The sequence below is a fragment of the Arthrobacter sp. Z4-13 genome (genome assembly GCF_054792705.1).
Genome location: NZ_CP096459.1, coordinates 3,334,061 through 3,356,402, shown reverse-complemented (window position 1 = coordinate 3,356,402; position 22,342 = coordinate 3,334,061). Strand labels below are relative to the sequence as shown.

25 protein-coding genes are annotated in these 22,342 nt (G+C 65.2%); 16 read left to right on the top strand and 9 right to left on the bottom strand.

All coding sequences use genetic code 11. The features are described 5' to 3' along the window. Positions 1–68 precede the first annotated feature (68 nt). Entirely contained in the window at positions 69–863 is a 795-nt protein-coding gene (locus M1E07_RS17240; RefSeq protein ID WP_461187843.1) for a carbon-nitrogen hydrolase family protein, read from the bottom strand. 31 nt (positions 864–894) lie between these two features. Between M1E07_RS17240 and M1E07_RS17235 the strand changes: the two genes are divergently transcribed. Then, entirely contained in the window at positions 895–1,551 is a 657-nt protein-coding gene (locus M1E07_RS17235) for a GntR family transcriptional regulator (protein WP_461187842.1), read from the top strand. 71 nt (positions 1,552–1,622) lie between these two features. Here the strand turns inward: M1E07_RS17235 and M1E07_RS17230 are convergent, their stop codons facing one another. Continuing rightward, positions 1,623–3,008 (bottom strand): MFS transporter, encoded by a 1,386-nt coding sequence (locus tag M1E07_RS17230; protein WP_461187841.1) that lies wholly within the window; start codon positions 3,006–3,008, stop codon positions 1,623–1,625. Between the two features lie 148 nt (positions 3,009–3,156). On the opposite strand from M1E07_RS17230, the gene M1E07_RS17225 reads away from it, so the two are divergent. Then, positions 3,157–3,843, top strand: coding sequence for a DUF2848 domain-containing protein (locus tag M1E07_RS17225; protein ID WP_461187840.1), 687 nt, complete (start codon positions 3,157–3,159; stop codon positions 3,841–3,843). Between the two features lie 27 nt (positions 3,844–3,870). Here M1E07_RS17225 and M1E07_RS17220 read toward each other — a convergent pair whose 3' ends face one another. Continuing rightward, on the bottom strand, positions 3,871–4,107 hold the full coding sequence (locus M1E07_RS17220; RefSeq protein ID WP_461187839.1) for a DUF2630 family protein: 237 nt from the start codon (positions 4,105–4,107) through the stop codon (positions 3,871–3,873). 56 nt (positions 4,108–4,163) lie between these two features. Here M1E07_RS17220 and M1E07_RS17215 point away from each other — a divergent pair, with 56 nt between their 5' ends. After that, on the top strand, positions 4,164–4,562 hold the full coding sequence (locus M1E07_RS17215) for a hypothetical protein (protein WP_461187838.1): 399 nt from the start codon (positions 4,164–4,166) through the stop codon (positions 4,560–4,562). Positions 4,563–4,583: 21 nt separating this feature from the next. On the opposite strand, the gene M1E07_RS17210 is transcribed toward M1E07_RS17215, so the two are convergent. Both M1E07_RS17210 and M1E07_RS17205 read right to left on the bottom strand, forming a co-directional pair. Next, positions 4,584–4,919, bottom strand: coding sequence for a DUF202 domain-containing protein (locus M1E07_RS17210; protein ID WP_461187837.1), 336 nt, complete (start codon positions 4,917–4,919; stop codon positions 4,584–4,586). 4 nt (positions 4,920–4,923) lie between these two features. Continuing rightward, positions 4,924–5,328 carry a YidH family protein gene (locus tag M1E07_RS17205; RefSeq protein ID WP_461187836.1) on the bottom strand — a complete coding sequence of 135 codons (405 nt, stop codon included), beginning with the start codon at positions 5,326–5,328 and terminating at the stop codon, positions 4,924–4,926. Between the two features lie 144 nt (positions 5,329–5,472). Here M1E07_RS17205 and M1E07_RS17200 point away from each other — a divergent pair, with 144 nt between their 5' ends. From M1E07_RS17200 to M1E07_RS17180, 5 genes are all read left to right on the top strand, one after another. Beyond that, positions 5,473–6,507: an LLM class flavin-dependent oxidoreductase gene (locus M1E07_RS17200; RefSeq protein WP_461187835.1), complete on the top strand. Its 1,035-nt coding sequence runs from the start codon at positions 5,473–5,475 to the stop codon at positions 6,505–6,507. A 226-nt stretch (positions 6,508–6,733) separates the two neighbouring features. Further along, a complete protein-coding gene (locus tag M1E07_RS17195) occupies positions 6,734–7,831 on the top strand; it encodes a ferredoxin reductase (RefSeq protein ID WP_461187834.1) in 1,098 nt (365 codons plus the stop codon). Positions 7,832–7,844: 13 nt separating this feature from the next. Then, the gene (locus tag M1E07_RS17190; protein ID WP_461187833.1) at positions 7,845–9,029 is read left to right on the top strand and encodes a fatty acid desaturase family protein; all 1,185 of its coding nucleotides are present in this window, start codon (positions 7,845–7,847) and stop codon (positions 9,027–9,029) included. 233 nt (positions 9,030–9,262) lie between these two features. Then, positions 9,263–9,463 carry a hypothetical protein gene (locus M1E07_RS17185; RefSeq protein WP_461187832.1) on the top strand — a complete coding sequence of 67 codons (201 nt, stop codon included), beginning with the start codon at positions 9,263–9,265 and terminating at the stop codon, positions 9,461–9,463. A 96-nt stretch (positions 9,464–9,559) separates the two neighbouring features. Further along, positions 9,560–10,396 carry an alpha/beta fold hydrolase gene (locus tag M1E07_RS17180; protein WP_461187831.1) on the top strand — a complete coding sequence of 279 codons (837 nt, stop codon included), beginning with the start codon at positions 9,560–9,562 and terminating at the stop codon, positions 10,394–10,396. A 311-nt stretch (positions 10,397–10,707) separates the two neighbouring features. On the opposite strand, the gene M1E07_RS17175 is transcribed toward M1E07_RS17180, so the two are convergent. After that, positions 10,708–11,451, bottom strand: coding sequence for a GAF and ANTAR domain-containing protein (locus tag M1E07_RS17175; protein WP_461190427.1), 744 nt, complete (start codon positions 11,449–11,451; stop codon positions 10,708–10,710). Positions 11,452–11,743: 292 nt separating this feature from the next. Between M1E07_RS17175 and M1E07_RS17170 the strand changes: the two genes are divergently transcribed. The 3 genes from M1E07_RS17170 to M1E07_RS17160 all read left to right on the top strand — a co-directional run bounded on the left by M1E07_RS17170 (position 11,744) and on the right by M1E07_RS17160 (position 15,185). Continuing rightward, positions 11,744–12,337 carry an adenylate kinase gene (locus M1E07_RS17170; protein ID WP_461187830.1) on the top strand — a complete coding sequence of 198 codons (594 nt, stop codon included), beginning with the start codon at positions 11,744–11,746 and terminating at the stop codon, positions 12,335–12,337. Then, positions 12,334–13,206: an NAD-dependent epimerase/dehydratase family protein gene (locus M1E07_RS17165; RefSeq protein WP_461187829.1), complete on the top strand. Its 873-nt coding sequence runs from the start codon at positions 12,334–12,336 to the stop codon at positions 13,204–13,206. Before M1E07_RS17170 ends, M1E07_RS17165 begins: the two co-directional genes overlap by 4 nt. Before the next feature lie 164 nt (positions 13,207–13,370). After that, positions 13,371–15,185 carry a S8 family serine peptidase gene (locus M1E07_RS17160; RefSeq protein ID WP_461187828.1) on the top strand — a complete coding sequence of 605 codons (1,815 nt, stop codon included), beginning with the start codon at positions 13,371–13,373 and terminating at the stop codon, positions 15,183–15,185. 13 nt (positions 15,186–15,198) lie between these two features. Here the strand turns inward: M1E07_RS17160 and M1E07_RS17155 are convergent, their stop codons facing one another. Further along, the gene (locus M1E07_RS17155; protein ID WP_461187827.1) at positions 15,199–16,311 is read right to left on the bottom strand and encodes a DNA alkylation repair protein; all 1,113 of its coding nucleotides are present in this window, start codon (positions 16,309–16,311) and stop codon (positions 15,199–15,201) included. A gap of 136 nt (positions 16,312–16,447) precedes the next feature. On the opposite strand from M1E07_RS17155, the gene M1E07_RS17150 reads away from it, so the two are divergent. After that, positions 16,448–17,254, top strand: coding sequence for a phosphatase PAP2 family protein (locus M1E07_RS17150; RefSeq protein WP_461187826.1), 807 nt, complete (start codon positions 16,448–16,450; stop codon positions 17,252–17,254). Positions 17,255–17,329: 75 nt separating this feature from the next. Here the strand turns inward: M1E07_RS17150 and M1E07_RS17145 are convergent, their stop codons facing one another. Continuing rightward, on the bottom strand, positions 17,330–17,650 hold the full coding sequence (locus M1E07_RS17145) for a MerR family transcriptional regulator (RefSeq protein WP_461187825.1): 321 nt from the start codon (positions 17,648–17,650) through the stop codon (positions 17,330–17,332). Between the two features lie 138 nt (positions 17,651–17,788). Here M1E07_RS17145 and M1E07_RS17140 point away from each other — a divergent pair, with 138 nt between their 5' ends. The 3 genes from M1E07_RS17140 to M1E07_RS17130 all read left to right on the top strand — a co-directional run bounded on the left by M1E07_RS17140 (position 17,789) and on the right by M1E07_RS17130 (position 19,187). Then, positions 17,789–18,214: an Hsp20/alpha crystallin family protein gene (locus M1E07_RS17140; protein ID WP_461190426.1), complete on the top strand. Its 426-nt coding sequence runs from the start codon at positions 17,789–17,791 to the stop codon at positions 18,212–18,214. Positions 18,215–18,293: 79 nt separating this feature from the next. Continuing rightward, positions 18,294–18,716, top strand: a complete 423-nt coding sequence (locus M1E07_RS17135) for a J domain-containing protein (protein ID WP_461187824.1) — start codon at positions 18,294–18,296, stop codon at positions 18,714–18,716. Between the two features lie 93 nt (positions 18,717–18,809). Then, positions 18,810–19,187 carry a hypothetical protein gene (locus M1E07_RS17130; RefSeq protein ID WP_461187823.1) on the top strand — a complete coding sequence of 126 codons (378 nt, stop codon included), beginning with the start codon at positions 18,810–18,812 and terminating at the stop codon, positions 19,185–19,187. 67 nt (positions 19,188–19,254) lie between these two features. On the opposite strand, the gene M1E07_RS17125 is transcribed toward M1E07_RS17130, so the two are convergent. Next, entirely contained in the window at positions 19,255–20,643 is a 1,389-nt protein-coding gene (locus M1E07_RS17125; RefSeq protein ID WP_461187822.1) for an AAA family ATPase, read from the bottom strand. A 121-nt stretch (positions 20,644–20,764) separates the two neighbouring features. On the opposite strand from M1E07_RS17125, the gene M1E07_RS17120 reads away from it, so the two are divergent. Next, on the top strand, positions 20,765–22,342 hold the full coding sequence (locus M1E07_RS17120) for a glycoside hydrolase family 1 protein (protein ID WP_461187821.1): 1,578 nt from the start codon (positions 20,765–20,767) through the stop codon (positions 22,340–22,342).

Below are 22,342 nucleotides of genomic sequence, written 5' to 3'. Positions count from 1 at the left end.
CCGGCTTGTGGCAGGGCGGAAAGTCGACGGGCGGAAGGTGAGAAACGCCGGCAACCCCTTCCGAAGGATCAGAACTGGCGGGCGTTCGCCAGTACGGGGAGCTTGGTGCGTACCTCGTCCACCACCGAGGGGTCGATGTCGACGACGGCGAGTTCCGGCTTTCCGCCCAGGGCGGCCACCGCTGATCCCAAGGGAGTGATGACGGCGCTGTGGCCGATGCCTGTAGGGGCGGTTCCCGCCGGGCCTGCTCCGATGGTCTCGGGATCACCCTGGCCGCAGGCCACCACGAAAGTGGTGCTGTCCAGTGCCCGTGCCCGGACCAGGAGGTCCCACTGCTCCGCTTTGCCTTCGCCGGCACCCCAGGAGGCGCAGACGATGTTGACCTGTGCGCCGGCGCGGGCATTGGCGGTGAACAGGGCGGGGAAGCGGACGTCGTAACAGGTGGCCAGGCCAAACACTGTGCCGTTGATTTCGAAGGTCACAGGGTTGGTGCCCGCATCCACGGTCTTGGACTCGGCAAAACCGAAGGCGTCGAAAAGGTGCACCTTGTCATAGGACGTATCCACTCCGGGGCCCGTGACCAGCAGGGTGTTGCGGACGCGGCCGTCCTTTCCGGGAGTGAACATTCCCGCTACGATCGCAAGGTCCAGTTCCCTGGATACGGCACGGACCTTTTCAGCCCATGGACCGTCCAGAGGTTCGGCAATGTCTTTCAGCGAATTCCCGAACGCGCGCATGGCTGCCTCGGGGAACACAACAAGCTCGGCGCCGGCGTTTTTGGCCTGGGTGGCGTAGTCCCGGATCAGCTCCAGGTTGGCAGCAGGGTCTGCACTGCTGATGATTTGGGCGACTGCTAGACGCATTGGGTGCTCCAATCTGTTGTATACATAATGTATGGCAAAAACGGCAGGAACGGCGGCGTCCGGGCGGGAAAAGGCATACCTCCACCTGCGTGAAAACGTCCTGATCGACCCGGAGCTTCAAGGCCGCTTCCTCAACGAACAGGAACTCGCTGCCGAGATCGGTGTCTCCCGCACTCCGGTCCGCGAAGCACTGCTGCTCCTGGTCTCGGACGGGCTGGTTGAGCTCATTCCGCAACGCGGCGCCTACGTCCCACCCGTCACCGGCAGGGAAATTTCTGAACTCATGGAACTCCGTGGCGTCCTGGAGAGCCACGCGGCACGGCTGGTGATCGCCGAAAAACGTGTCCCCGCCGCACTGTTGCAGGAAACCCTGGACCTCCAGGCCCGGATTCCGGACACCGGGGAGGCTGAGGACGCGCGTGAGTTCATCCGGCTGGATACTCTCTTCCATCAGCAGCTCATTGATGCGGCCGGCAATGAACTTATCTCCCGGACGTACAGCAAACTCCATGTCCGCCAGATCCTGGTGGGAGTTTCCGCTTTGTTCCGGACCGGCGGCCGCCGGCAGGCCGTGTGCGCTGAACACCAGGGTATCCTCGACGCCCTGGTATCCGGCGACGAAACCCAGGCCCAGAAGGCGATTGATCATCACCTCGCTGTAACGCGGGACCTCCTGCTCCGGACCTAGGGAGCTTTTGTCCACGCGATGACGGGCTGCAGGCCAGCTGAACACTCATGTGGACAAAACTCCCCGGCAAGTCAGCGCGAATCGCCGACGCCGGAGGCGGGTTTTGCCTGTCCGGCACCTTCCAGCAGCAACCGGTAGTCCTGGTCCTCCACCGTGTTGTTATCGCGGCCCATGGCGAGGCCAATCAGTGTGACGGCCGAAGCGATGGCAACATAGATGGCCACCGGCACCCACGTGCCAAACTGCGATAGCAGCACCGTGAACATCAGCGGAGCGATGGCACCGCCGATCACGCCGGCAAAGGTGTAGGCGAGGGAGCTTCCGGTGGAGCGGAGCCGCGGGGAAAACTGCTCCACAATGAAGGCCGCTTGCGGTCCATACATAAAGGAGTGCGCCGCAAGCCCCAGGACGATGCCGATGATCAGCATCGGCTGGTTGTTGCCCCCAAGGATGCCGAAGAAAATGAACGTCCAGACGGCGCCCACCACCGCGCCCAGCCCGTAGACCAAGCGACGGTTGAAGCGGTCCGAAACAGCGCCGGCCAGCGGGATCATAAAGAGCTGGAACGCCGAACCGACCAGGACGGCGGTAAGCACCTGGTTGCGCTCGTAACCTAGGACCTGGATGCCGTAGGTAAGGGTGAAAACCGTGAACAGCGCGTACAGGACGTCCGGGCCCACGCGGCAAAGGATGGCTGCGATCAACGGACGCAGTTCATGGGCGAACACCTCCCGGATGGGGGCGTGTGGCTGCTCACCGTGGGCGGCGATGGCCTTGAAGACAGGGGTGTCCTCGAGCCTGAGCCGGATCCAGAGGCCGAACGCGACCAGCAGTGCGGAGACCAGGAACGCGATGCGCCAGCCGAAGCTCAGGAACTGCTCCTCGGTAAGCATCACGGTCAGGACTGCGAGTGCGCCGTTGGCCAGGAGGTTGCCGGCGGGCGGACCCACCTGAGCGGCGGAGGCCCAGAATCCACGACGGTGCGGATCGCCGTATTCGCTGGAGAGCAGGACGGCGCCGCCCCATTCGCCACCGACGCCAACGCCCTGCGCGAACCGTAACAGCACCAGGATGATGGGCGCCGTAATGCCGATGCTGTCGTAGCCCGGCAGGACACCAATCAACACCGTGGCCACGCCGATGATCATCAGGGTGGTTACCAGCACCTTCTTGCGTCCGATCCGGTCACCCAGGCGGCCAAAGATGATGCCGCCTACCGGCCGGGACACGTAGCCCACGGCGTAGGTGGAGAACGCGAGGATGGTGCCCGTCAGAGGGTCGGAAGCGGGAAAGAAGACGAGGGGAAATACAACGGCGGCAGCTGCTGAGTAGACGGCGAAGTCGTACCACTCAAGGGCCGTTCCGGTGAGGCTGGCGGCAAAGGCCTTGTACAAGCCCTTGGGGTGGATCGGCGGGTGCGGCGCTGCGCCCGGAGCCGGAGCGGGAGAGTTGCTCATGGTGTCCTCCACTGTGGTCTCTAATGGTGACGCCGGTCATGCTGGCGTATATTGTATACATTACGCATACTGGTTGTACATGGCGACCCTTTCCGGTTTCCGGTTTGTTAATTTTTTTCCCGCAGCACACGAAAAGGATGGATCCACCATGGCGGTACTCAGCTTTGAACTACCCGATGGCAGCGCCAGGGACGTACAGGTCAGGCACCTTCTCAACGCGGGATATGCGGGTCGCGAGCAGGAGGAAGTCCAGGCGCACATTGCCGAACTTGCGGAGCTTGGCGTCCCCGGCCCGGCAACAACCCCGGCCCTCTACCCGGTGTCGCCTTATCTGGCGCAGCAGGTGTCCGAAGTGCGCGTGCAGCATGGACGGACGTCCGGCGAGGCGGAATGGGCGCTGGTGATCACGGACGACGACGTGCTGCTGACGGTGGCCTGTGACCATACGGACCGGGAGCTTGAAGTCCATGGCGTGGCGTGGAGCAAGAACGCGAGCCCGGACGTCCTGGGCCGGAAGGCATGGCGGCTTGACGATGTGCGTGACCACCTCGACAGGATCACGCTGAAGGGCTGGGTAGGCGAGGGGGAGACTCCGGACACCCTCATCCAGGACAGTTCACTGGAGGCGCTGCTGACCCCGGACTACTGGCTGGAAGTACTGGCGGAACGGGGCCTGAACCAGCCCGGCACTGTGCTCATCTCCGGCACCGTGGCCATGACCGGTGGCGTAAACCAGTTCGCCCGCAGCTGGAAGGTGGAAATGGCAGATCCTGTCACGGGGTTGTCCGTGGACGTCCAGTACGTGGTGGAGCAAATGCCCGAACCGATCGGCTGACGGCAGAGACGTAAGCGAGGTAGAGGGCTACTGCTTGTAGCCCTCTACCTCGCTTACCGGCCGGGCTTCAGCCTCGTTGGGGTTTTCGCCTGATTCCGCTTTGGCCCTGCGCTGGCGCAGCAGGTCCCAGGCCTGGTCAAGCCTTTCTTCCACCTGCTTGAGCCTGCCCTGGTCCGGCGCCTGGCCGTCGCCGGCATCCCCGCGGAGTGTGTGTTCCTCCTCCACAAGGGCCTGGATGCGGGCCAAAAGATCTTCGTCGTTCATGTCTACCCCTTCCGCCGGAAACGTCTCCCTCAGCGTACGCCTGTACCATCAGAATCATGCCCACCGTGCTTGATATGGCAGGTCCAATCCTGGAAATGCTCACCTGGTTGTGCCTGCCCGCCGGGCTGGCATTGCTGTTCTACACAGGCTTCCTGCGCCGCTTTGTGCACCCATGGGCCGTGGCCGATGCCGTGGTGTATTCGGACAACACCGGGGTGGGTTTCCGCTGGTTCGACCGGAAGTACCAGGTGCACCATGCGCCCATGTCACCGCACGACATCAAGGACCTCGCGGTGGGGGATACGCTCCCCATTTACTACCATCCCAAGCGGCCCACCCAGTGGCAGATGGCGGCTCCGGAAGAGGCGGGAAAGACAGCGGCTGTGCTGGGCCGTTGCCTTACGGGGATCGGCGCATTTGCCCTGCTCGCGGGCTTTGTGCTGCCAATGTTCTAGGGCGGAAATACCAGCAACCGGTTATCCGGTGAGGATCACGCCGATGCCGAGGCCGCCCAACGCGACCCCTGCAAAAGCAGTCCACAGCACTGCGGTGATGTCGGCGTCGACATTTTCCTTGGTGATTCCGCGAGAACTGGCGCGGTAGCGGTGGCGCTGCGTGAAGTAAATCGCCCCGGCTGCCCCGGCCGAGACGGCGAACAGCAGCAGGATGGGCAGCCCGTGGACCGGAAGCCAGCGCAGGAAGATCGCGCTGACCGTCAGCAGGGCCATCATCGTCCTGCCCCAGGCCAGAGTGGTTCGCTCCGGCTGGAGGCCCGGATCCCCGTGACCGCCGGCGGGGTGGTAGCTGGGCACCGGTTCAGCGCCAGAGGATAAAGATCAGTACGACGGCGGCCGCCAGCGCCCCTGCCCCGGCGAGCAGCGGGACAATAAGCGGCAGCGGCAGCGGCGCCCTGTTCCGCATGCTTCGTTCCACCCGCAGCCACCGCACCGCAGAGCCGGCGCTCAGCAGCATGCCCAGCAGGAGCAGGACCACTGCCAGGCCCTTGCGGACGGGCTCCAGGAAAAGGTCCTCGGTGAAGGCTTCAATGGCGATGCCGCCAGCCAGGAGCGCCAGTGAAGTGCGGATCCAGGCAAGGAATGTGCGTTCGTTCGCAAGTGTGAACCGGGGGTCCGGTTCCTCGCCGCCGGGCAGCAACCGTTCGGCGATCTTCCCGCGCGACGCCGGCGTATCGGCGCTGGCGTGCTGCTCTCTGTTAGTCACGGTGCCAGTTTAGCCAGCGGCCTTTCCCCGGCCACGGCCCCTCCCGCCCGATTAGACTGCCTTAACGGTAGGCAATCGGTCCGGAAGCGTGTGCGGGCCATGACAGCGGGAAATGCCGGGAGTGCCGGCGAGGTGAGGGCAGGTATGGAGCGCATCGGATTCCTTTCATTCGGCCATTGGGGACCGGGCCCGGGTTCCCGCACCCGGACTGCAGGGGATGCCCTCCTCCAGGCCATCGACCTTGCAGTCGCCGCCGAGGAACTGGGGGTAAACGGGGCATTCTTCCGCGTCCACCACTTCGCCCGGCAGCAGGCCTCGCCATTCCCGCTGCTGTCGGCCATTGGTGCGCGGACAAGCCGGATCGAAATCGGCACAGGTGTGATCGACATGCGCTACGAAAATCCCCTGTATATGGCAGAGGACGCCGCCGCGGCCGATCTCATCAGCGGCGGCAGGCTCCAGCTCGGCATCAGTCGTGGTTCGCCCGAGCCGGCGCGGGACGGGGCGGCTGTGTTCGGCCACCATCCGCAGCCGGGGGAAACGGACGCTGATATGGCACGCCGGCACACAGCCTATTTCCGGAAAGCCATCAGTGGTGCCGGGGTGGCTGAAGCGGATCCCCGCTACGCCGGCGGTGCCGCCGGACTCCTGCCCGTCCAGCCGCAGTCACCGGGCCTTGCGCAGCGCATTTGGTGGGGAGCCGGCAGCAGGAAGACGGCCGTCTGGGCTGCGGAGCTGGGCATGAACCTGATGAGTTCCACTCTCCTGACCGAGGACACCGGCGTACCTTTCCATGAACTCCAGGCGGAGCAGATCAGGCTGTTCAGGAACGCCTGGGCGGCAGCTGGTTATGAGCACACCCCCCGCGTTTCAGTCAGCCGCAGCGTGCTTCCCATCGTGGATGGGGAGGACAGCCGCTACTTTGCGGGCAGTGCCCTGCGGGACGGCCGGGACCAGGTGGGCGTTATCGACGGACTGACTGCCCGCTTCGGGAAAAGCTATGTGGGCGCGCCGGACGTCCTGGCGGAGGAACTCGCCGCGGACACGGCGGTACAGGAGGCGGACACCCTGCTGCTCACCGTGCCCAACCAGCTCGGCGTCGAGTTCAATGCCAAGCTCCTGGGAAACGTCGCCAGCTACATTGCGCCTGCGCTCGGGTGGAGTCCGGCCGAATCCTGATCCACGGTGTGGCGCAACGAAGGCGGCCGCGGCGTAAATGTCTCCTGCCGTGCCGGTCCGCGGTATACTAAGCATGCTTACTGAAATGTGGGGAACCTTCCGCAGACTGCAGCCGTTACTCTTAAAGTGCGGCTTGGGGGCTTAGCGCACCATTACAGCGTGACTGCGGAACGGTCATATGACGGAGAGAGAGAAATATGGCCCGCGCCGTTTTAGGCTTTATCGCATGATCCGGCTACGTCAGCTGGCCCAAGCGGCCTCTGTCCTCACTACGCCTTTGGCGCCGGAGGACATCCTAGCGTTGTTCAACCCCGTCTACTCTGCGCGGCAGCTCCGTGGTGTCGTCACCCGGGTAGTGCAGGAGACTGCGCAGTCTGCAACCATCTTCTTCCGGCCCGGCCGCGGGTGGCATTCCCACCTGGCCGGCCAGTGGGCGCGCATTGGGGTCGAACTGGACGGCGTCCGCCATTGGCGGTCGTACTCCCTCAGCGCCCCCGCCGGCAAGGATCCCGCCATTACGGTCACCGACGTCGGCGCGGTCTCCGGCACGCTCGTGCGGACCACCCGCCCGGGCGACGTCCTTTTCCTGGCGCCCCCGCAGGGCGACTTCGTGCTCCCGGAGCACCCCCGGCCCCTCCTGATGGTGACGGCGGGCAGCGGCATCACCCCGGTGATGTCCATGATCCGCACGCTTGTTCCGCGGCGCCCGGATGCCGACGTCGTGCTGGTCCACTCGGCCCGCACCCCCGGTGACAGCCTCTTCCGCGAAGAACTTGCCGAGCTGGCAGACCAGTTCCCCAACTTCCGCCTGGCCCACTGGTTCACGGGCGAGCAGGGCCGCATGGACCTGACCAACACCACGCAGCTGGACGAAATCTGCCCGGACTGGAAGGAACGCGCCGCCTACGCCTGCGGCCCGGACAGCTTCCTGGACGACGCCGAGGCCCTGTGGAAGCAGGCAGCCCTGACAACGGCCGCGCCCGGCTCGGACATTGCGGTAGCCGGCGATCCCGGCAACCTGATGATCGAACGCTTCAACACCACCTTCGCCGGGGGTGTGGGGCACGACGGCGGACTGGTCACCTTCGAAGCGTCCGACCGTGAGGTGGATGCCGACGGCGACACGCCTCTGCTCGACGTAGGCGAGGACGCGGGGGTGCTGATGCCCAGCGGCTGCCGCATGGGCATCTGCCACAGCTGCCTCACGCCTCTCCTGGCCGGCCAGGTCAGGGACCTTCGCACCGGGGAAGTCCATGGCGAACCCGGCCAACTGATCCAAACGTGTGTCTCGGCAGCCGCCGGACCCGTCAACCTCGAAATCTGAGGAGCACCACGGTATGTCTGTAATTACACGCAGCAAGCCCACCCCCGCCGAAGGCAGTTCCACCGGAGGGTCAAGGACGCGCCCCGGAAAGCTGGCGGAATCCGGCAGCCCCACGGTCCGGCCTCCCGCTGCCGCCCACCTGACCGACGAGCAGGTGGCCGAGCTTGGACGCGAACTCGACGCGATCCGCGACGAGGTCCTGGCCAAGCGCGGCGCGGAGGATGCCGCGTACATCCGCCGCATGATCAAGATCCAGCGCGGCCTGGAGATTTCCGGCCGCGCCGCACTGCTGGTCAGCAAGAACAAGGCCGCCTGGGTTACGGGCACCACCCTGCTGAGCTTGGCCAAGATCCTCGAGAACATGGAGCTGGGCCACAACATCCTGCACGGGCAGTGGGACTGGATGCGGGACCCGGACATCCACTCCACCACCTGGGAGTGGGACTTCGTCACGCCGTCGCGCTCCTGGCAGCACACTCACAACGACCTGCATCACCGCTGGACCAACGTGGTGGGCAAGGACAACGACGTCGGGTACAACCTCCTGCGTATGGACGAAGAACAGCCGTGGAAGCCCATCAATCTGGCCAACCCGTTGTTCAACGCCATCCTGGCTCCCGTCTTTGAGTGGGGCATCGCCATCTACGACCTTGAGCTCACCGAGTACAAGGAAGGCACCAAGTCCAAGGAAGCCCTGCTCAAGGACCTCAAGGCCCTGGGCAAGAAGGTGGTCACGCAGTTCACCAAGGACTACGCCGCCACCCCCGCCGTCGCCATGCTCACCGGATCCGGCAAGCAGGCCCTCTACGGCACCATCACCGCTAATGCCGTCCGCAACGTCTGGGCTCACGCCGTCATCTTCTGCGGCCACTTCCCCGAAGGCACCGACACCTTCACGGAGGAAATGGTGGAAGGCGAAACCCGCGGTGACTGGTATGTCCGCCAGATGATCGGGTCCGCCAACATCTCCGGTTCCAAGTTCATGCACCTGATGACAGGCAACCTGTCGCACCAGATTGAGCACCACCTCTTCCCGGACCTGCCGTCCAACCGGTACGCCGAGGTGGCCCCGAGGGTCCGTGAAATCTGCCAGCGTTACGGCCTGAAGTACACCACCGGTCCGCTGCTCAAGCAGGTGGGCTCGTCCTGGGCCAAGGTCTTCAAGCTGGCCCTGCCGGGTAAGCCGGCCACGGCCTGACCGAAGCACCACCCATTTAAGTAACGCCTGATTCAGAAGTCCGAATGCACCTCCGGTACCGGGAACCAACCCCGGCGCCGGAGGTGCATTTCTGTTTCTCCCGGACGCTCTATCACGTTCCGCACACTTTTCCCCGACGCTCTATCACCTTTCGGGGACATTCTTCGATCGCCCTCTCACTTTTCGTGCCGGCGCCGCATAATTGAACCCACAGCCGCCGCGGCAATGGAGGAATGATGCGGATACTCGGAGCCCTTGTTGTCATCTGGCTGATCATTGGCGGTGTGGCCGCCTGGCAGCGCGGCTACTTCGGGGGAGCGCCGGGTACCTGTGCGCAAGCCGGGACGATAGCAATCACCATCGCAGCGGGCCCCCTGAACTACATGGGCGCCAACCCGCAAATAAACTGTGAGCTTCCGCAGCCGTCCCAGTAACGCGCCGCACGGCGGACCACCCTAGAGTAGGAACTGCGCGGGCCTTGCACTGCCTCGGCCCGCACCGATCCCACAGTCTCGAAAGGACCCGCCGCGATGGCTCTCATCACCGTTGGAACCGAAAACAGCACTGACATCGAGCTTTACTACGAGGACCACGGTTCGGGCCAGCCGGTCGTGCTGATCCACGGCTACCCACTCGACGGCGGCTCCTGGGAGAAGCAGACCGCTGCCCTCCTCGAGGCTGGCTACCGGGTCATCACGTACGACCGCCGCGGTTTCGGCAAATCGAGCAAGACCACGCAGGGCTACGACTACGACACCTTCGCTGCCGATCTCAACACCATCCTGACCACCCTGGACCTGAGCGACGCTGTACTGGTCGGCTTCTCCATGGGCACCGGCGAAGTGGCCCGCTACCTGAGCACCTACGGCTCCGCCCGGGTTTCCAAGGCAGCCTTCCTCGGATCCCTCGAACCCTTCCTGCTGAAGACCGATGACAACCCTGACGGCGTTCCGCAGGAGGTTTTCGACGGATTGACCGAGGCTGTAACTGCAGACCGGTACGCCTTTTTCACCGAGTTCTTCAAGAACTTCTACAACAGCGATACGTTCCTGGGCACTCCGCGCCTCAGCCAGGAGGCCGTCACCGCCAGCTGGAACACCGCTGCCAGTGCCGGAGCCACTGCATCCGTTGCAGCCCAGCCCACGTGGCTCACCGACTTCCGCGACGACATTCCCAAGATCGACGTTCCCGCGCTGATCCTCCATGGCACCGCGGACAACATCCTTCCCATTGATTCCACGGGGCGGCTGTTCGCCAAGGCCCTGCCCAGCGCGGAGTATGTGGAGATCGAGGGTGCCCCGCATGGCCTGCTCCTGACCCACGCCGCAGAGGTCAACGAAGTCCTGCTGCGCTTCCTCGCCAAGTAGTCTGCGCTTAACGCAGGAACTTCCGGCGACGGCGGGAATCCGCCGCCGCCGGAAGTGATGGGGCGTTGGGTGGATACCTGCAGGAGGTGATGGGGCGTTGGGTGGATACCTGCAGGAGGTGATGGGGCGTTGGGTGGATACCTGCAGGAGGTGATGGGGCGTTGGGGTTACCAGCGCGGTCTGCCGCCACCGCCACCGCCGCCGGGGCCCTGGGCAGCGGTGTACTCGCCTTGCCTTCCTGACGGGCAAATCAGCCATATCGTCGACGGCGGGTGGCGCCGCCGTCGACGAAGAGGCCTCACGCGGTGCTGTTACCCGTCGTAGTGGGTGCGTGCCGGGCCTTGGCCCAGGGAGTTGACCACTGCCGTGGCAACATCGTGCAACTTGGAATTGCGGGTGCTGGACGCTGTTTTAAGGATCTCGAAGGCGTCCTGCTGGCTGCACCTGTTCTGGGCCATGATGATGCCCACGGCCATATCGATCACTGTCCGCGATTCCAGGGTGGCCCGCAGGTCGGCCGCGCTCTCGCTGAAATGGGCAAAGCGGACAGCCAGTCGGAGCGCGAGTGAGGTCTGGCTGACGAAGTCCTCGGCGAACTCGAGCACGCGTGATTCAAAACGGTTGGGGCGGCCCGAGTACAGCAGCAACGCAGCTTTGGTTTCGCCTTCCAGCTGGAAGGGCAGCGCCAGGACGGAGCGGACGCCCTCGCCCAGCAACGCCGCGGAGTAGTCAGGCCATTGGCCGTCGTCCCGGATGTCCGGCACCTGGACGGTCTCCTGCATGGTGGAGGCCGTCATGCTGGGCGTTTGGTTGAACTCGTACTCAAGCCGTGCAACGGCTTCGGCGGCCGGACTGCTGCTGGCCACCGTGGCGGCCTTCCGCTGCCGCAACAGGGTGATGGCGCACAGGATCTCGTCGCCGGGCTCGGAAAGATTGCGGGCGGACACCTGCGCCAGCTCGTTAAGGAAGTCCTCAACATCGGAGCTGTTGAGGACAAGTTCATGCAGGTGCTCAGTAATGGATGTATCAGTTTTTGCGGTTGACTCGCTGGCCACGGTTTTTTGTGCCATTCGCTCAGGTCAAAACGAGCAGGTACATGCCTGGTCCAATCCCTACGGGCGGAAGGCGGCAATGCTCGCTGGATCGACGAACTTTCCAACGGCCTGCTGCTAAACCGATATCCAGAAGTATATACATCCTCCGGGGCCGGGAAACGTCATCCCTACGGCCCGCCGGTCCGCGGACGCTGGCGCCGGACCGGGCCTTACCGGCAGAATGGGGCACGCGCCGGCGCTGCCGGCGGCGTACCCGGAACCAGCGGCAGCTGCGCTATGGAGGGACAGAAACATGACCAGATTGCTCATCATCGGTCCGCCCGGCTCCGGCAAGGGAACTCAGGCGGAACACCTGGCCCGGCACTTCGGCGTTCCCGCAGTGTCCACAGGTGAAATCTTCCGGAGCAACGTCAGCCGCCGGACGGAACTGGGCAATGCAGCTGCCAAGTACCTCGACGACGGCGACTTCGTACCGGACCACCTCACCAACGCCCTGGTCAAGGACCGGCTCCTGGACGCTGATGTCCAGGCCGGCTTTCTCCTGGACGGCTACCCGCGCACCGCACCCCAGGTGATCGAACTCGACAATATGCTTTCCTCGCAGGGGCACGGCATCGATGCAGTCATAGAGCTCCGGGCCCCCGACGCCGAGCTGGAACAGCGGATGCTGCGGCGTGCCAAGGACGAGGGCCGCAGGGACGATACCGTGGACGTGTTCCGGCGCCGCCTCGACCTCTATCACCGCGAGACGCACGAAGTCGTGTCAGTTTACGCAGGCAGGGGTGTACTGGTGCCGGTGAACGGCAGCGGCGATCCCGGCGACATCACCAAACATGCGATCGCCGCCGTCGAAGGCTTTATCAACGGCAAAGGAGAACACGCATGAGGGTGGCAGTAACCGGAGGAAGCGGAAAGCTGGGACGGCACGTGCTGCGCAGGCTGACCGGCGACGGGCACCAGGTGCTCAACCTGGACCGCGCGGGGGAGCGGAATCCCGGCCTGGTGGTTGTGGATCTGCGCAACTACGGCCAGGTGGTGGATGTCCTGCTGGGCCTGGACGACCGCCACGGCGGGTTCGACGCAGTGGTCCACCTCGGCGCCGTTCCCGCGCCCGGCATCATCCCCGACGCGGCCACTTTCGAGAACAATATGCTCGCCACCTACAACGTCTTCCAGGCCGCCCGGCGGGCAGGAATCAAGAAGGTGGTGTACGCCTCCAGCGAGACGGTGCTGGGGCTGCCGTTCGACGTCGACCCGCCCTACATTCCCGTGGACGAGGAGTACCCCGCGCGGCCGGAGAGCACCTACTCGCTGGTCAAGCACCTCGAGGAGCAGATGGCGGTGGAGCTGACGCGGTGGGATCCGGAGCTGAGCATCTCCGGGCTCCGGTTTTCCAATGTCATGGACGTTGAGGACTACGACAGGTTCCCCGCGTTCGACGCCGACGCCTCGCTGCGGAAATGGAACCTCTGGAGCTACATCGACGGCCGCGACGGCGCGCAGGCCGTGGTCCGCGCCCTCGAAAACGCCAGGCCGGGGTTCGAAGCGTACATCATTGCCAACGCGGATACGGTGATGAGCCGGGCCAGCGCGGAACTGGCTGCGGAGGTGTTCCCCGCCGTCAAGGTCACCAAGGACCTGGGTGAGCACGAAACCATGCTGTCCATTGAGAAGGCCAGGCGCCTGCTCGGTTTTGAGCCCGAATACTCCTGGCGGAACCACCGGACGGACATCGCGGCAGGCGCCACCACTTAACCTGCATAGTTGATGCGCAGGAGTCTCAGGATTTGCGCAGGATCCTGCAAAAACCCCGTTTCGGTGTGAAAGGAGTCCTAGTCTTTTGGTAGGGCGGATGAAAATACTGCCCGTGCAGCCCGCCACGCCAAAGCAAGGACCCCAAAATTCGCACTCCACCCTATGTGCTGCCCTTCGCAGCAGTGCTGGTTTCCGCCGTCGCCCTTTCTACCGCTTCCGTGCCGGCGTCGGCAGTTCCGCCTGCTGATGCCGGTGCAACGGGCCGCTACATCGTCCAGTACGCGCCCAATACGGATGTGGTTGCAGAGGCGGCAGGACTGCGCGCGCAAGGGCTCGCCGTCGGCCGTACTTTTGCCCACGCTGTCCGTGGCGCCGTCGTAACCGCCAAACCCGCACAGGCAGCAGCGCTGGCACGGTCCAGCCGTGTGGTCTCGGTGGAAGTGGACGCACCCGTCAGTCTCTCCGCATCCCAGCAGCCCGCACCCTGGGGCCTGGACCGGGTGGACCAGAGGCCCCTACCACTGTCCGGGTCCTACTCCTGGACGGCATCCGGAGCAGGCGTCAGCGCATACGTGGTGGACACCGGCGTCCTGGCCTCGCACACCGATTTCGGCGGCCGGGTGGCAGCCGGCTGGTCCGGCGTCGCTGACGGCCGGGGTTCCAGCGACTGCAACGGACACGGCACCCACGTGGCCGGAACGATTGCCGGTGCCACCTACGGTGTGGCCAAGGCCGCCACTGTGGTGCCGGTGCGTGTGCTGGACTGCAACGGCTCCGGCTTCGACTCCGACGTGGTGGCGGGCCTGGAATGGGTCGCCGCCCACCACATAGCCGGGACGCCGGCAGTGGTTAACCTCAGCCTTGGCGGCGCGGCCAGTTCCGCCGTGGACGCTGCCATCCAGGCTGTCATGAACGACGGCGTCACTGCAGTGGTTGCCGCCGGCAACTCCGCCGTGGATGCCTGCGGCAGTTCTCCAGCCCGCGTCCCCGGAGCAGTAACGGTGGCTGCCAGCGATTCCGCTGACCGGCAGGCGGCCTTCTCCAACTTCGGTTCCTGCGTGGACCTCTATGCCCCCGGTGTGGGCATCACCTCGACCCACCACACCTCCGCCACCGCCACCGTGTCCATGTCCGGAACCTCCATGGCTGCTCCCCACGCGGCCGGGGCAGCGGCAATACTGCTTTCCCAGAATTCCGCACTCTCGCCGGCCCAGGTAGCGGGCGCGCTGGTGTCCAACGCCACCGCCGGAGTGGTCACCGGAGCCGCCAGCGGCACGCCCAACCGGCTGCTGTTTGCCGCCGCTGTTGCTCCGGCACCCGCCCCGGCTCCCACTGCGCCGGCGCCCACTGTCACCGCCACTGCCCCGAAAGCCAACGCAGCAGCGGTGGCAACAGGAACCAATGTGACGGCCACCTTCAGTGCCGCCGTCCAAGGCGTCACCACCGGGACGTTTGTGCTAAAGAACGCGGCCGGCGGCACCGTTCCTGCCACCGTCACCTACAACGCCACCACCCGCACCGCCACCTTGGACCCGGCTGGCGGCCTAACGTCGGACACCCGCTACACGGCCATGCTGGTGGGCGGCCCTTCCGCCATCCGCGACGGTGCGGGAACACCGCTGGCGTCCTCCAGCTGGAGCTTTCTTACCGGCCCCGCGCCCGTAGTCACCGGTTCCACCCCAGGCAGCAACGCACTGCTGGTGCGCCGGACCAACAACATCAGCGTTACCTTCAACGAGCCCGTCCAGGGAGTCAACGGGACTACCTTCACGGTGAAGAATGCCGCCACCGGCGCAGTGGTGCCGGCGGCCGTGTCCCGGAACGGCACCACCAACCAGTGGATCCTGGACCCCCAGCAGGCCCTCACCGCGAAGACCAAGTACACCGTGACGGTGACCGGCGGCAGCGCCGGGGTGCGTGACATTGCCGGAAACCCCTTCGCCGGCAGGAGTTGGCAGTTCACCACCGGTTCGTTCTAGGCCAAAGCAGGAACTACGCCATCTCCAGCAGGAACTCGGTGCGCCCATGCACGGTGCCGTTAATCTGAAGCTCCAGTGCGTGCAGTCCCGGATGGTGCACCCTGGTAGTCATTTGCTTGAACGCGTGGCGCTTGGACAGGCTCCTGCTCTCGCCCGGGGCCAGGGTCAGGGTTGAAATTTTGAAGACCTTCGCCGACTGGCTCCCATTCGCCTTGCGGTAGTGAACCAGGTAGTCCACCGCGAGGCGCACGTCCTCGGTGCCGGTGTTCGCAATTTCGAAGGCAAACGTCAATTCACCCGGCACGGAGAGGATTTCCCGGTCAAGGCGCGGCCCGGTAACGGCCACCGACGCAGGCGCGAAGCCCAGCAGGGCCAGCGCGCCCGGATGTCCTTTCTTGACCAGGGTGCGGAGCCCGTGGCGGACCACCCACCCAGTGTTGCCGTCCGCCGCCGAGAGCCATTGACGGGCTGTGTCCACAACGGCATCGGGCGCATGCCGGGCGAGATCGTTCAGGTGGTTGGCGACCGAACGCCGAACGTATTCGGACGGGTCGCGGTAGAGGGCAGTGAGGATGGGCAGGGTAGCTTCGGCCCGCCGGGTGAGGGCAGGGACGCGCACCGCCCACGGCAGGTAGGGCCGCGTGCCCTCGCTCGCGAGGCGGCGGACGTGCTCATCGGGATTGGCCGTCCATCCCAGGATCGCTGCCAGGGCCCGGTCCGGGTTCCTGGCAAGGAGGCGGCGGACGGCGAATTCCCCGGTGAGCCTGGGCGTCAGTTCGGCGAGCAGCGCCAGGCAGTCGTCGAAGTCCTCAGCTTCACCTGAAGCGAGGGCGAGGGTGACGGCCGCCTCCGAAACCGGCCACAGGACCCAGCCGGTAAATTCCGGAACTGCCAATGCCGCCCGGAAACTGACGGACGCCGTCGTATATCCCGGGATGGGACCCGTGCTGATGTCAGCCACAAGGGCCTCGGCTACCAGATCAGTCCGCGCGCGCAGGTTCAGGTCACCAAGCAGCGATGCGGCGGCACCCGTTTGTTTCCATTGCACTGCTGGTGCGCCATTCGTCAGGATACGGGTGAGCGCCGCAATGCCCGGAGGATCGATCAGTTCGTTCATGACGCCCATGCAGTCAGGCTACCTCCAGGGTAGGACGATTCCGGCGCAGCCAACCCCAACCTCGATAATGGCGCCCGGCTGCCGCCAATGATGCCGAGCGGGGATAATCTTCACCCTAGGCAAACTTCACTACCGAGGGACGGACGTGGCGGTGGGACAGCAGGGAACAGCAGGCTCCGGAGCGAGCGGGAAAAGTGCCGGCCGATGGCAAGCCTTCCACGACAAGTTCGTGGTGGAGGAGCGCTACGTGGATCCGGCCGACCGGCGCCGCCTGTACGGGGCAGCCGTCATTTTGGTGGCGGCCGGGTTGGCGCTCTTTCTGGCCACCCTGATCAGCGTGGTGCAGGCCGATGGCTTGTCCGCCGCAGACGGCCCCGCCCGGAACTGGCTGCTCGGGCTGAGGTCCGAAATCCTTACGGTGGTCATGATCTTCCTGGCCGTGGTCTTCGGCCCCATTGCCCTCCCCATCATCGTCCTGGTGGTGGTTGTGGCCTGGGGTTTCGCGGCGAAGCATGCCTGGCGTCCAGTGCTGCTGGCGTCCGCGATGCTCACCGGGGTGATCATTTCGCAGATCATCCTCCAGATTGTGAGGCGGTCGCGTCCCCCGGTGGATCAGATGCTTTTCGGCATAGACCACACCTTTTCGTTCCCGTCCGGCCATGTCCTGGGAGCATGCGACTTCCTGCTGGTGGGGGCCTTTTTGATTTACTCCCGGCGCAGCAACCGGCGGGCTGCCGTGTTCGGGTTCATGGGGGCGGGGATCGGGATTGTGCTTGCAGCGCTGAGCAGGTTGTACCTGGGGTACCACTGGCTCAGCGATGCCCTCGCATCGCTTTCGCTGTCCCTGGTCATCCTGGGCGGAGTTATCGCCCTGGATACGTGGCGCACGGCGAGGGTTCCAGGCGAACGGATCACCGGCGAATTGTCCAAGGCGGACGCGCCGCGCGACTGAACCGGCCGCAAAACAGCCGGCAGGGCATCTGGACGGAGGGGCCACCTTGGCTGTCCTCTCCCCGCCGCGAATCACTCAGGCCGGCGGCCGGGACCGGGCGCGCTTGAGCGCCAGATGGAGCTTGACGTTGGCTTCCTCGAGTTCCAGCACCTTGGCTACCCCGGCGAGGTTCAGGCCCTGTTCCAGGAGTTCCCCGATCCGCAGCAGCACTGCGATGTCCGCATCGCTGTACTGCCGCGTGCCGCCCGAAGTCCGCGACGGCGTCAGCAGGCCCCGCGTCTCATAGAGGCGGATGTTCTGCTGGCCTGTGCCTGCCAGCTTCGCCGCAACAGAGATGGCATACAGTGCGCGTCCCTTTGCAGGCGCCGGCGCCCGTCGTGCTTCCTGCCCTGCCATCAGTTCTCCAGAAATTTGCGGTAAGCCTTGCCCCAGTGTCCCACGGGTGCTATAAAAAATCTACATCCACCACCATAAATTAGGAGGTGGATGCGGCACCGATCCAACATCTAAATCGAGCTGAAGGAGTAGGAAATGATGTTGATGCGCACGGACCCGTTCCGTGAGCTGGACCGGCTCGCGCAGCAGGTCTTGGGAACCGCCGCCCGCCCGGCCGTGATGCCCATGGATGCCTGGCAGGAGGACGGGGAGTTTGTGGTGGCATTCGATCTTCCGGGCGTCAAGCCCGATTCGCTGGACCTGAACGTTGAGCGCAATGTCCTCACGGTCCGGGCGGAACGCCAGGATCCCACCCAGCCCAATGTGGAGCTGGTGGCCTCCGAGCGTCCCCGCGGCGTCTTCAGCCGACAGTTGATCCTGGGGGACACCTTGAACACGGACAACATCAAGGCCAGCTACGACCAAGGCGTCCTGACGCTGCAAATCCCCGTGGCGGAAAAGGCCAAACCCCGCAAGATCGAAATTGAGACGCAGCAGGGCCAGATGCAGCAGATCGGAACCTAGGCCAGTAAGGCAGGGTGCAGGGTAACGGCAGTTGCCCTGCACCGCCCCCCGCACTGCAGCTGTTGACCGGAAGACTGACATGGGCAAGACCCCGGATTATTACGCCACCCTGCAGGTCCCGCACGAGGCCACCCCGCAGCAGATCTCGCGCGCCTACAGGGCCCTGATGCGCAGCCACCATCCGGACATGGGTGGCGGGAGGGCATCCGCGGGCGGGCAGAGTGGGCTGCAGAACGGGGCGCAAAAGGTTGATGCCGGTGCAGGCGCAGCGCCGGCTGAGGCGGAGCTGCTGCGGATCATGCAGGCTTTTGCCGTCCTGCATGATCCTGCCCGACGGGCGGCCTACGACCGTGAAGTCGAGGCAAAACCGGCAACCCGCACAGCACCGGCATCCCGGACCGGGACGGACATCCCGGTCAGGAAGATCCAGTATCCGGCCGGCTTTCCCGGGAACACGATCCGAGTCACCCCCGTGCACTGGGAAAGCGGTCCCTGGGCCTAGCTGCCGACATCCCGGCCTGCCGGACTGCTTGCCGGGGCCAGGCAACCCCGGAAGATCCCACGCCGGCCACCGTTTTGAAAGGCGGAGAACTGTATGAGCGATTGGCGCCGTTACGATTCACACCTGATGCCGGTGTTCCACGAGCGTTTCGAACAGCGGTGGGGCAAAGGCACCGCGCCGTTCCTGGACCCGGAAGCCCATGAGGAACCCCTTCCCCGTGCCCAGTGGATCAACCCCACAACCGGCGCGGCGTTGGCAGTGGTGCCGGTATGGACGAACGACGAAAGGCAGCAGCGGTCTTTCGGTGTGTTCTATCTCCCGCCCGCGGGAGACATCTGGGTCCTGCGGCCGGGGTACACCGGATACCTCGAACCGGCCGACGGCGATACGGAGCACCTGGTGACGCTCCGGAACGATGCCTTCCGCAAGGCCGTCGCACATGCAAAGGAATTCCTGTTCGGGGACCAGTGAGCCGCGGCCAGTGAGTTCGGGGACCAGTGAGCCGGGAAGCCGGGCGCCGCGAACAACAAGGTCGCCGTCAAACAGTTCCGGCGGCCCCGCTGCCCAACAGGCTCCGGGTCAGGGACTCGGCGTCGCCCAGCAGCTCTTCCGCGGCCGTTGCCAAGTGGGAGTCAGAGACTGGCACGTCCCCAAGGGCTGCCGCAACCACGGCCCGGCGCACCAGTTCACGGGCGAAGGAGGCTGTGGTTCCGTCCGTACGTTCAGCGGCGGCAGCCACGGCGTCGGGACTGAAACCGGCATGGCGGCCATAAAGCCGGATGAGCTCAACCCGCTCATTGAGCGCAGGCAACGGGATCTCCACGGCGAGATCCACCCGACCGGGCCGTTGTGCCAGTGCACGCTCCAGCATGTCCGGCCGGTTGGTGGTGAGGACAAAGGCGACGTCGGCGTCGTTATCCAGGCCGTCCATGGCATCCAGGACTTCAAAGAGCAGCGGCTGCGGCCCGTGGCCGAAACTCCGGTCCTCCGCGATGAGGTCGCAGTCCTCCAGCACCACCATCGACGGTTGCAGGGCCCGTGCCATCCGTGCCGCCTCCGAGATGCGGGCGAGGGAACCGCCGCTGAGCAGGATGGCGGTGGTGCCCTCGCTCTGGCCCAGCAGATACCGCACGGTATGGGTTTTGCCGGTCCCGGGCGGGCCATACAGCAGGACGCCCCGCTTGAGGTGCTGGCCGTGGCGCTTCAGGGACTCCCGGTGAGCGGCTATGCCGACGGCGTGGCCCGCCACCTTCTGCAGGAGGCCCGCCGGAAGGATCACTTCCGGCCCCTGCAGGTCCGGCCGGTGATGGAAGGTAACCCCGCCGCTGCTTGGCCCGAACTCACCCATGGTCAGGGAGACGACCTGCCCCTTGAGCACGCTCTGGCTGTCCATCCGCCGCCGGTACTCGGCCAAAAACGCTGCCCCCGTTGCGGTGTTTTCCGGCGCCACCTCGAGGGAGGCGGTCTGCCGCCCGGAGCGCGGATCTGCCGCGCGCTGCAGGACAGCCAGCCGGCCGCCGTCGTACGTCAAAAGACGCAGCCCGAAGCCCACCGCCTGGCGCTGGGCATCCGGCCCCACGGCCAGGTTGATGTAATCCGGCTGGGCCAGCGGGAACTGCGGGAAAGCCTGCGACTGCTGAAGCATGTCGCTCAACGACTGGTGGTGCCGCTGGCCGCCGCCGCCGACCCCCACCAGCCGGCTTTCCGGATCCAAAGCGGCGAGCCCGGCCATCACGATGTCTGCATCCACGAACCTGTGCGGCGGGATCTGTTCCTCCACTACGGCGACGTCTTCACCAGCCAGGCCGAGGTGCCCGGTCAGGGTATCCAGCAGCTGCGCCCCGGCCTGGCGTTTGTGGCTGCGGGCCTGTGCCAGCTGCACCAGATCAGCAAAATTGTCGATGAACTTCCCCAGTTTTTCATCCATTCCCAGACCCTAGCAGCACGCTCACCAGCAGCTGGGGAATCATGCGAGGATATGGTCCTGACCTCCCAACGGGTTCAAGGACTCAGCGGGGACCGTCCTGTCCGTAGTAAGGGTTTATTCAATGCATATTTCCGCCAAGGACCTCGCCGCCCTCATCCCGCCGGGGTTCACCCTGGGAGTGGCCACCGCAGCCTTCCAGATCGAAGGCGCGCTGGATGAGGATGGCCGTGGCCCTGCAGGCTGGGATGTGTTTTCGGCCAAGCCCGGGGCCATCGTCGAGGACCACAGCCCGGTCACAGCCTGCGACCACTATCACCGAATGCCCGAGGACGTTGCCCACATGAAGCAGTTGGGCGTGGACTCGTACCGGTTCTCTTTCGCCTGGCCCCGCATCCAGCCCACCGGCAGCGGACCTGCGAACCGTGCGGGCCTTGCCTTCTACGACCGGCTCCTGGACGAACTCCTCGCCAAGGGAATCTCGCCCATGGCCACGATTTACCACTGGGACACGCCCCTGGCCCTGGACGAGGCGGGCGGCTGGATGAACCGCGACACCGCCTACCGGCTGGGGGAGTACGCGGGCATCCTTGCCGAGGCGTTCGGCGACAGGGTGGCGAGGTGGGTGACCATCAACGAGCCCGCCACCGTGAGCACCAACGGATACTCGCTCGGCCTGCACTCGCCCGGCCAGGAGCTCGTCCTGAATGCCTTCCCCACCGTCCACCACCAGCTGCTGGGCCACGGGCTTGCCGTGCAAGCCCTGCGGGCGGCGAACGTTCCCGGCGAAATCGGCATGACAAACGTCTACTCGCCCATGCTGCCGAACTCCATCAACCCGCTGGACTACATCAGCGCGGGTCTGATGGATCTGGCGCAGAACCGGCTCTACGCGGACCCCGTGCTGACCGGAAAGTATCCGGACCTGATCCGCGCCGCCAAGTTCTTCAGCTCCTTTGAGCACCCGCCCGAGGACATGGCAATCATCTCCCAGCCGCTCGATTTCTACGGGCTGAACTATTACATGCCCACCAAGGTGGCTGTCGGGCCGGGCGGCGGTGCTGTGCCGGCGAGTATGGCCGAGGCGATGGGCAGCGACCTCAGCGCTGCAGGCAGCGGCGGAACGCCCTTCCATGTGGAGACCTGGCCGGAAGCGGACATCACTTCCTACGGCTGGCCGGTCAAGCCCGAGTACATGGCGGTGGCCCTGAAGGAAATGGCTGAACGGTACCCCAACCTGCCGCCGGTCATCCTCACCGAGGGCGGAGCCAGCTTCGAGGACATCATCGTCCGGGACAAGTCCACCAACACCCGGTTTATCCCTGACGAGCGCCGCCTGAAATACCTCTCGGACCACCTTGAGGCAGCGCTGCGGGCCACCGCCCCGGGCGGTGACGCCGAGTCCATCGATTTGCGCGGCTATTACGTCTGGTCGCTCATGGACAACTTTGAGTGGTCCGCCGGCTACAACCAGCCCTTCGGGTTGCTCCACGTTGACCGGGAGACCCTGGAGCGGACACCCAAGGCCTCCTATTTCTGGTACCAGGAACTGATCGAGGAGCGCGACCTTGCCCTCGCGGCTGAGGTGGCCATTGCGCAGGCAGCAGCGTCCGATGTTCCCGATGCGGAAGATCTCGACACGGAGGTTCTTGATACCGAAGCGCCCGACGACGGCGTGGCGCCTTTGAGTGCCAGCGCCTAG

What these genes read in the sequence shown, in the direction of transcription:
- M1E07_RS17180 (WP_461187831.1), top strand. Translation starts at nt 9,560, where the DNA reads ATGGCTCTCATCACCGTTGGAACCGAAAACAGCACTGACATCGAGCTT.
- M1E07_RS17240 (WP_461187843.1), bottom strand. Translation starts at nt 863, where the DNA reads ATGCGTCTAGCAGTCGCCCAAATCATCAGCAGTGCAGACCCTGCTGCC.
- M1E07_RS17195 (WP_461187834.1), top strand. Translation starts at nt 6,734, where the DNA reads ATGATCCGGCTACGTCAGCTGGCCCAAGCGGCCTCTGTCCTCACTACG.
- M1E07_RS17200 (WP_461187835.1), top strand. Translation starts at nt 5,473, where the DNA reads ATGGAGCGCATCGGATTCCTTTCATTCGGCCATTGGGGACCGGGCCCG.
- M1E07_RS17130 (WP_461187823.1), top strand. Translation starts at nt 18,810, where the DNA reads ATGAGCGATTGGCGCCGTTACGATTCACACCTGATGCCGGTGTTCCAC.
- M1E07_RS17155 (WP_461187827.1), bottom strand. Translation starts at nt 16,311, where the DNA reads ATGGGCGTCATGAACGAACTGATCGATCCTCCGGGCATTGCGGCGCTC.
- M1E07_RS17145 (WP_461187825.1), bottom strand. Translation starts at nt 17,650, where the DNA reads ATGGCAGGGCAGGAAGCACGACGGGCGCCGGCGCCTGCAAAGGGACGC.
- M1E07_RS17120 (WP_461187821.1), top strand. Translation starts at nt 20,765, where the DNA reads ATGCATATTTCCGCCAAGGACCTCGCCGCCCTCATCCCGCCGGGGTTC.
- M1E07_RS17165 (WP_461187829.1), top strand. Translation starts at nt 12,334, where the DNA reads ATGAGGGTGGCAGTAACCGGAGGAAGCGGAAAGCTGGGACGGCACGTG.
- M1E07_RS17135 (WP_461187824.1), top strand. Translation starts at nt 18,294, where the DNA reads ATGGGCAAGACCCCGGATTATTACGCCACCCTGCAGGTCCCGCACGAG.
- M1E07_RS17215 (WP_461187838.1), top strand. Translation starts at nt 4,164, where the DNA reads ATGCCCACCGTGCTTGATATGGCAGGTCCAATCCTGGAAATGCTCACC.
- M1E07_RS17140 (WP_461190426.1), top strand. Translation starts at nt 17,789, where the DNA reads ATGTTGATGCGCACGGACCCGTTCCGTGAGCTGGACCGGCTCGCGCAG.
- M1E07_RS17185 (WP_461187832.1), top strand. Translation starts at nt 9,263, where the DNA reads ATGATGCGGATACTCGGAGCCCTTGTTGTCATCTGGCTGATCATTGGC.
- M1E07_RS17190 (WP_461187833.1), top strand. Translation starts at nt 7,845, where the DNA reads ATGTCTGTAATTACACGCAGCAAGCCCACCCCCGCCGAAGGCAGTTCC.
- M1E07_RS17230 (WP_461187841.1), bottom strand. Translation starts at nt 3,008, where the DNA reads ATGAGCAACTCTCCCGCTCCGGCTCCGGGCGCAGCGCCGCACCCGCCG.
- M1E07_RS17225 (WP_461187840.1), top strand. Translation starts at nt 3,157, where the DNA reads ATGGCGGTACTCAGCTTTGAACTACCCGATGGCAGCGCCAGGGACGTA.
- M1E07_RS17235 (WP_461187842.1), top strand. Translation starts at nt 895, where the DNA reads ATGGCAAAAACGGCAGGAACGGCGGCGTCCGGGCGGGAAAAGGCATAC.
- M1E07_RS17220 (WP_461187839.1), bottom strand. Translation starts at nt 4,107, where the DNA reads ATGAACGACGAAGATCTTTTGGCCCGCATCCAGGCCCTTGTGGAGGAG.
- M1E07_RS17125 (WP_461187822.1), bottom strand. Translation starts at nt 20,643, where the DNA reads ATGGATGAAAAACTGGGGAAGTTCATCGACAATTTTGCTGATCTGGTG.
- M1E07_RS17170 (WP_461187830.1), top strand. Translation starts at nt 11,744, where the DNA reads ATGACCAGATTGCTCATCATCGGTCCGCCCGGCTCCGGCAAGGGAACT.